This is a genomic window from Micromonospora sp. NPDC047465 (assembly GCF_040643125.1).
In the GTDB taxonomy this organism is placed as follows: domain Bacteria; phylum Actinomycetota; class Actinomycetes; order Mycobacteriales; family Micromonosporaceae; genus Micromonospora.
On sequence record NZ_JBEYTP010000100.1, the window covers coordinates 1 to 8519 of the forward strand.

1 protein-coding gene is annotated in these 8519 nt (G+C 75.7%); it reads left to right on the forward strand.

Annotated features, from left to right (window positions below):
• The coding region (locus ABZ793_RS34335) for a type I polyketide synthase (protein WP_357465111.1) at positions 1-8519 on the forward strand (8519 nt) is incomplete at both ends.

Consider the following 8519-nt stretch of genomic DNA (forward strand, 5'->3'; position numbering starts at 1 on the left):
GCCGACATCCTGCCCGGCGACGACGGTGTGCTCGCCGTCCCCGCCCAGCGCAAGGACCGGCCCGAGGGGCACGCCCTGCTGGCGGCCCTGGCCGAGCTGCACGTCCACGGCGTCCCGGTCACCTGGGCGCAGTGGTTCGCCGGCACCGGCGCCACCCGGGTCGACCTGCCCACGTACGCCTTCCAGCACCAGCGCTACTGGCCGGAGGTCGACGGCGCAGCCGCCCCGTCGGGCGAGCGCGCCGACGGCGCCGAGGGCGACTTCTGGGCCGCCGTCGAACGCGGCGACCTGCCCGCCGTGGCGTCCCACCTGGCCGTGCAGGACGACCCGGGCGCCGTGGCGGCCCTCGCCCCGGCCGTACCGGTGCTGTCCTCGTGGCGCCGGGCGAGGCTGCGCGACGCCACCGTGGACGCCTGGTCGTACCGCATCACGTGGCACCAGATCCACCCCGCCCCCACCCCGTCCCTCCCGGGCCGCTGGCTCGTCGTCACCCCCGCCCCTCACCCCGCCGATCTTGCGGTTTCGGCCCCCGAGTCGGGTGGCATGTGGCTTTCGTCGGGGCCGGAAGTGCACGATCGCGGGGAGTGGGGCGGGGTTGTCGACGCGCTCCGGCGGGGTGGGGGAGACGTCGACGTCCTTCGGGTCACGCCGGGTGTGGAGCGGGGGGCGCTGGGCACGGCGCTGCGGGAGCGCGGCGACGGCGGCTGGAGCGGTGTGCTCTGCCTGCTGCCCGAGCGGGACGAACCGCTGCCGGACGCGCCCGCCGTACCCGCCGGGACGGCACTGCTGCTCACCCTCGTCCAGGCCCTGGCCGACACCGGCCTGCCCGGCCGGCTGTGGTGCCTCACCCGGGGCGCCGTGTCCGTCGGCGGCGGCGAGAACGTCGCCGACCCGTCGTCCGCCGCGGCCTGGGGCCTCGGCCGCGTCGTCGCCCTCGAACAGCCGGACCGCTGGGCCGGCCTGATCGACCTGCCCGCCGCCGAGCCCGCTCAGCCCGCCGCCGGCACCGCCGCGCCCGGCCGGGCCGGCCGCCTCGACCGGGCCGCCGGGGACGCGCTGCTCGCCGTCCTCGCGGACGCCGGCCACGACCAGGTGGCGATCCGCCCGCAGGGCGTGCTCGAACGGCGGCTCGTCCCCGCCGCCCCGCCCGCCGGGGCGGCCTGGCGGCCGTCCGGCACCGTGCTCGTCACCGGTGGCACCGGCGCGCTGGGCCGGCACGTGGCCCGCTGGCTGCTGGCCAACGGCGCCGCCGAGGTGGTGCTCGCCTCCCGCCGCGGCCCGGACGCCCCCGGCGCGGCCGACCTGGTCGCGGAGCTGGGCGCCGCCCGGGTGGTGGCCTGCGACGTCACCGACGCCGACGCCGTCACCGCCCTCGTCGCCGGCCTGCCCGCGCTGACCGCCGTCGTGCACACCGCCGGGGTGGTCGACGACGGCATCCTCGACGGCCTCGACCTGGCCCGGATGCAGACCGTCCTCGACGGCAAGGTCCGCGCCGCGCGGGTGCTCCACGACGCCACCGCCGGCCGGGACCTCGACGCGTTCGTGCTCTTCTCCTCCCTCGCCGGCGTCGTCGGCAGCGCCGGGCAGGGCAACTACGCGGCGGCCAACGCGTACCTCGACGCCTTCGCGGCGTGGCGGCGCGGCCAGGGGTTGCCCGCCACATCCGTCGGCTGGGGAGCCTGGGCCGAGGACGGCATGGCGGCGGCCACCGCCGCGCTGACCGCCCGGCTCGCCCGGGGCGGCATCAACCCGCTGCCCGCCGCCGAGGCGGTCACCGCGCTGGGCCGGCTGGTCAACGCCGGCGACCCGGCGGTCACCGTCGCCGACGTCGACTGGGGACGTCTCGCCGCCGCGTGGGGCGGTCCGACCCCGCTGATCGCCGCCCTGCCCGGGGTGCCCACCGGACCCGTCGGGCCCGTTCGCGCCGTCGTCGTCGGCCGGTCCCTGTCCCAGCTCACCGAGCTGGTCCGCACCCAGGCCGCGGCGGTGCTCGGCTACCCCGCCGGCCAGCCGCTGCCCGACCGCGCGTTCCGCGACCTCGGCTTCGACTCGCTCACCGCCGTCGAGCTGCGTAACCGGCTGACCGCCGAGACGGGCATGACCCTGCCCGCCACCCTCGTCTTCGACCACCCCACCGTCGCCGAGCTGGCCGCCCACCTGCACGGCCTGACCGCCGGTCACGCCCCCGGCGAGGTGGTCGCCGACGGCGCCGGCCTGCACCGGGAGCCCATCGCCATCGTCGCGATGAGCTGCCGCTTCCCCGGCGGCGTGTCGTCGCCCGAGCAGCTGTGGGACCTCGTCGCCGCCGGCACCGACGCGATGACCCTGATGCCCGGCGAGCGCGGCTGGAACCTCGCCGAGCTGTACCACCCCGACCCCGAGCACCTCGGCACCAGCTACGTCCGCGAGGGCGGCTTCGTCGCCGGGGCCGGCGAGTTCGACCCCGCGTTCTTCGGCATCAGCCCCCGCGAGGCGGTGGCCATGGACCCGCAGCAACGGCTGCTGCTGGAAACCACCTGGGAGGCGTTCGAACGGGCCCGGATCAACCCGACCGCGCTGCGCGGCAGCCGCACCGGCGTGTACGTCGGCACCAACGGGCAGGACTACGGCTCCCTGCTGATGGCCGCCGGGGACGTCGACGAGAACTACCTCGCCACCGGCGTCTCCGCCAGCGTCCTCGCCGGGCGGCTGGCGTACACGTTCGGGCTGCACGGCCCGGCCGTCACCGTCGACACGGCCTGCTCGTCGTCCCTGGTCGCGCTGCACCTCGCCGCCCAGGCCCTGCAGGCGGGGGAGTGCGACCTCGCCCTCGCCGGCGGCGCCACCGTCATGGCCACCCCCGGCATCTTCGTCGGCTTCTCCCGGCAGCGCGGCCTCGCCGCCGACGGCCGGTGCAAGCCGTTCGCCGGGGCCGCCGACGGCACCGGCTGGGGCGAGGGTGTCGGCCTGCTGGTGCTCCAGCGGCTCTCCGACGCCCGCCGCGACGGCAACCCGGTCCTCGCGATCGTCCGTGGCAGCGCCGTCAACCAGGACGGGGCCTCCAACGGGCTCACCGCTCCCAACGGGCCCGCCCAGCAGCGGGTCATCCGACAGGCCCTCGCCAACGCGCGGCTCACCCCCGTCCAGGTCGACGCCGTCGAGGCGCACGGTACGGGCACCACCCTCGGCGACCCGATCGAGGCGCAGGCGCTGCTCGCCACGTACGGGCAGGACCGGCCCGCCGACCGGCCACTGTGGCTCGGCTCCATCAAGTCGAACATCGGGCACACCCAGGCCGCGGCCGGTGTCGCCGGGATCATCAAGATGGTCCTCGCCATGCGGCACGGCGTGCTGCCGCCCACCCTGCACGTCGACGAGCCCACCCCGCACGTCGACTGGTCGGCCGGCAGCGTCGAACTGCTCACCGAGGCCCGGCCCTGGGAGCCGGTCGACGGCGTACGCCGCGCCGGGGTGTCCTCGTTCGGGATCAGCGGCACCAACGTGCACACGATCCTCGAACAGGCCCCCGACGAGGAGCCCGCGCCGGAGACCGACGGGCCGGCCGGCGAGCTGCCCTGGGTGCTCTCCGGGCGTACCGCCGACGCCCTCGCCGACCGCGCCCGGGAGCTGCGGGACCACCTGGAGGAGGTGCCGGACGCCGCGCTCGGCGACGTCGGCTGGTCGCTGATCGCCACCCGGGCGTCCCACGACCACCGGGCGGTGGTCTTCGCCTCCGGTCGGGACGAGTTGACCGGCGCGTTGGACGCGCTCGCCGACGGCCGGCCGGCGTCGCAGGTCGTCGCCGGGGTCGCCGGCACTGCGGGTGAGGTGGCTTTCGTCTTCCCTGGTCAGGGTTCGCAGTGGGTGGGCATGGCCGCGGAGCTTCTGGACACGGCTCCGGTGTTCGCGGAGAAGTTGGCGGTGTGTGCGGAGGCGTTGCGTCCGTACGTGGACTGGTCCCTGCTCGACGTGGTGCGTGGTGTGCCGGGTGCGCCGTCGTTGGAGCGGGTGGATGTCGTCCAGCCGGCTTTGTTCGCGGTGGGTGTGTCGTTGGCGGCGTTGTGGGAGTCGTACGGTGTGCGTCCGTCGGCGGTGATCGGGCACTCGCAGGGTGAGATCGCCGCCGCGTGTGTCGCGGGGGCGTTGACTCTGGACGACGCGGCGGCGGTGGTGGCGTTGCGTAGCCGGGTCATCGCCGGCATCGCCGGTGACGGTGGCATGGTGTCCGTGGCCACGACCGCCGACGAGGTCACCGCGACGATCGCCCGGTGGGACGGCCGGGTCGCGCTCGCCGCAGTCAACGGGCCGACGTCCGTCGTCGTGTCCGGCGACAGCGCCGCCCTCGACGAGTTGGTCGCCCTTTACGAGTCCCGTGAAGTCCGCGTCCGCCGTGTTCCGGTGGACTACGCGTCGCATTCGGCGCACGTCGAGCCGTTGCGGGAGCAGTTGCTGGAACTGCTCGCCGGGCTGCGTCCGCGTACGAGTGAGGTGCGGTTCCGGTCGACGGTGGTGGGTGACTGGCTGGACACCGCTGGCCTGGATGCCGACTACTGGTACCGCAATCTGCGGCAGACGGTGCGTTTCGACGAGGCGGTGCGCAGTCTCGTTGCGGCCGGTTACTCCACGATCGTGGAGGTCAGTGCGCATCCGGTGTTGACGATGGCGGTGCAGGAGTCCGTCGAGGTGGCTGCTGCCGATCCGGCGGCGGTGACCGTGACGGGGAGTCTGCGTCGTGGTGAGGGTGGTCTGGGTCGGTTCCACCGTGCGCTGGCGGAGGTCTACGCCGGTGGCACGTCGGTGGATTGGCGGCCCGCGTTCGCCGGCCGGCCGGGACGTCTGGTCGATCTGCCCACCTACCCGTTCCAACGACAGCACTACTGGCCGCAGCCGGCCGCCGCGCCCGCCCCGGCCGCCGGACTCGCCGGCCCCACCGTCGAGGACGAGGTCGACGCCCGGTTCTGGGCCGCCGTCGAGGCGGAGGACCTGACCGCGCTCACCGCCGAACTCGCCGACGTCGCCGACGCCGACGCGGTGCCCGAGGCGGCCTTCGCCGACGTGCTGCCCGTGCTCGCCGCCTGGCGGCGCCGGCACCGCGACCAGGCCGCCGTCGACTCGTGGCGGTACCGGGACTCCTGGCTGCCCGTCGCCGACGACGACGAGCCCGCCGTCACCGGCACGTGGTGGCTCGTCACCGGCCCCGACGACACCGCCGCCGACCAGGCCGCGTTCTGCCAGGACGCCCTCGAACGGCGCGGCGCCACGGTCGTCGCCGTGGAACTGGACGCCGAGCGGACCGACCGCGTCGCCCTCGCGGCCCGGGCCCGCGACCTCGCCGCGGTCGGACCCGTCGCCGGGATCGTCTCCCTGCTGGCGCTCGACGAGACGCCGGACCCCGCGCACCCGTCGGTGCCCGTCGGCTTCGCCGGCACGGTCACGCTGACGCAGGCCCTCGGTGACGCCGGCGTCCGCGCGCCGCTGTGGTGCCTCACCCAGGGTGCCGTCTCCACCGACCCCGGCGACCCGCTGCCGCACCCCGTGCAGCAGCTCGCCTGGGGCTTCGGCCGGGTCGCCGCCCTCGAACACCCCGACCGCTGGGGCGGCCTGCTCGACCTGCCCGACGAGTTGGACGACGCCGCCGGCCGGCGGCTCGTCCGCGTCCTCGCCGGCACCGACGGGGAGGACCAGGTGGCGCTGCGGCGCGTCGCCGCGTTCGCCCGCCGGCTGCTGCGCGCCCCGCTGGGCGACGCCCCGGCCGTCCGCACCTGGCGGCCCACCGGCACCGCCCTCGTCACCGGCGGGACCGGCGCCCTCGGCGGGCACATGGCCCGCTGGCTCGCCGCCAACGGCGCTCCCCACCTGGTGCTGCTCAGCCGCCGCGGCCGGCAGGCCGAGGGGATCGCCGAGCTGGAGGCCGAGCTGGTCGGGCTCGGCGCCCAGGTCACCGTGGCTGCCTGCGACGCCGCCGACCGGTCGGCCCTCGCCGCCGTCATCGACGGTCTGCCGGCCGAGTACCCGCTGACCACCGTCGTGCACACCGCCGCCGTGCTCGACGACTCGGTGATCAGCTCGCTCACCCTCGACCAGGTCGACTACGCGCTGAGGGCCAAGGTCACCGCCGCGTTCAACCTGCACGAGCTGACCCGTGACCGGGACCTCGACGCGTTCATCCTGTTCTCCGCCATGGCCGGCACCGTCGGCAGCTCCGGCGTGGGCAACTACGCCCCCGGCAACGCCGTCCTCAACGCGCTCGCCGAGCACCGGCGCGGCCTCGGCCTGCCCGCCACCTCGATCGCGTGGGGCGCGTGGGGCGGCGGCGGCATGGCCGAGGGCGAGTTCGGCAGGATGCTGCACCGCCACGGCGCCCCCGAGATGCACCCGAGGCTCGCCGTCGCCGCGCTGCACCAGGCCGTCGAGCACGACGAGACGTTCCTGACCATCTCCAACATCGCCTGGGACCGGTTCTACGTCGCGTTCACGGCCACCCGGCCCGGGCCGCTGATCGCCGAGATCCCCGAGGCGCAGGCGCTCGCGGCCACCAAGGGCGTCGCCGAAGCCGGGGAGGCCGACGAGGGCAACCCCGGCGCGTCCCTCACCCGGATGGGCGCCGCCGAGCGCCAGCAGGCGCTGCTCGACCTGGTCCGCGAGCAGGCGGCCACCGTCCTCAAGTACGCCGGCGGCGAGGCCGTCGACCCGCACCACGCGTTCCGGGACCTCGGCTTCGACTCGGTGACCGCCGTCGAGCTGCGCAACCGGCTCGCCACCGCCACCGGGCTGCGGCTGCCGGTGACCCTCGTCTTCGACTACCCGACCCCGACCGTGCTCGCCCGGCACCTGCACGAGGAGTTGGGCGGCGGGGCCGAGGCGGCCGTCGTCGCCGCACCCGTGGTCCTCGCGGACGACGAGCCCGTCGCCATCGTCGCCATGTCGTGCCGGTTCCCCGGGGGCGCCAACGACCCCGAGCGGTTCTGGCAGATGCTGCACGCCGGCCGGGACGCCGTCTCCGACCTGCCCGGCGACCGGGGCTGGGACATCGACCGGCTGTACGACCCCGACCCCTATTCCAACGGCACCTCCTACGTCCGTAGCGGCGCCTTCCTGTACGACGGGGCGGACTTCGACCCGGGGTTCTTCGGGATCAGCCCGCGTGAGGCCCTGGCGATGGACCCGCAGCAGCGGTTGCTGCTGGAGACGTCGTGGGAGGCGATCGAGCGGGCAGGGGTTGTTCCAGGGGTGTTGCGGGGTTCGCGAACAGGGGTGTTCGTGGGCACGAATGGTCAGGACTATGGGGCCCTGTTGTTGTCGGCCGGGGACGAGGCGGAGGGGTTCGGCGCGACGGGGAACGCCGCGAGTGTCTTGTCGGGTCGGGTGGCGTACGCGTTGGGGTTGGAGGGGCCTGCGGTGTCGGTGGACACGGCGTGTTCGTCGTCCCTCGTCGCGTTGCACCTGGCGGTGCAGGCGCTGCGTCGGGGTGAGTGTGATCTTGCCCTGGCCGGCGGTGTGACGGTGATGGCGACGCCGGGCCTGTTCGTGGAGTTCTCGCGGCAGCGCGGGTTGGCGGCCGACGGACGGTGCAAGGCGTTCGCGGCGGCGGCGGACGGCACCGGCTGGGGTGAGGGCGCCGGCGTCCTGCTGGTGGAGCGGTTGTCGGACGCCCGACGGTTGGGGCATCCGGTGCTGGCGGTGGTGCGGGGCAGCGCGGTGAACCAGGACGGGGCGTCGAACGGGCTCACCGCGCCGAACGGTCCGTCCCAGCAGCGGGTGATCCGGGAGGCCCTGGCCTCGGCGGGACTCGCCGCCTCCGACGTGGACGTGGTGGAGGCGCACGGCACCGGCACGACGCTCGGTGACCCGATCGAGGCGCAGGCGCTGCTGGCGACGTACGGGCAGGACCGGCCGGGTGACCGGCCGCTGCTGCTGGGGTCGGTCAAGTCGAACATCGGGCACACCCAGGCCGCCGCCGGCGTCGCCGGCGTCATCAAGATGGTCCTCGCCCTGCAGGAGGGCGTCGTCCCGGCCACGCTGCACGTGGACGCCCCGTCGCCGCACATCGACTGGACGGCGGGCGCGGTGGAGTTGGCGACCGAGGCGCGGCCCTGGCCGGAGACGGGGCGGGTACGGCGGGCGGCGGTGTCGTCGTTCGGCATCTCGGGCACGAACTCGCACGTCATCATCGAGCAGGCGGACGAGGCGGCCGGGCCTGCCGTGGAGGCGGCTCCGGGGCTGGTGGTCTCGGACGTGGTGGTGTGGCCGGTGTCGGCGCGGTCGAAGGCGGCCCTGGCGGGTCAGGCGGCACGGCTGGCGCGGCACGTCCGCGAGCGCGGCGGGCTCGACCCGGCGGCGGCGGGCTGGTCCCTGGCGACGATCCGGTCGACGTTCGACCACCGGGCCGCCGTCGTCGGCGCGAGCGTCGAGGAACTGCTTACCGGGCTCGACGCGCTGGCGTCCGGTTCCCCGGCCGGTAACGCGGTCACGGGCGTGGCGTCGGGTCACGGCGCGGGTCCGGTGTTCGTGTTCCCGGGTCAGGGGGCGCAGTCGGCGCG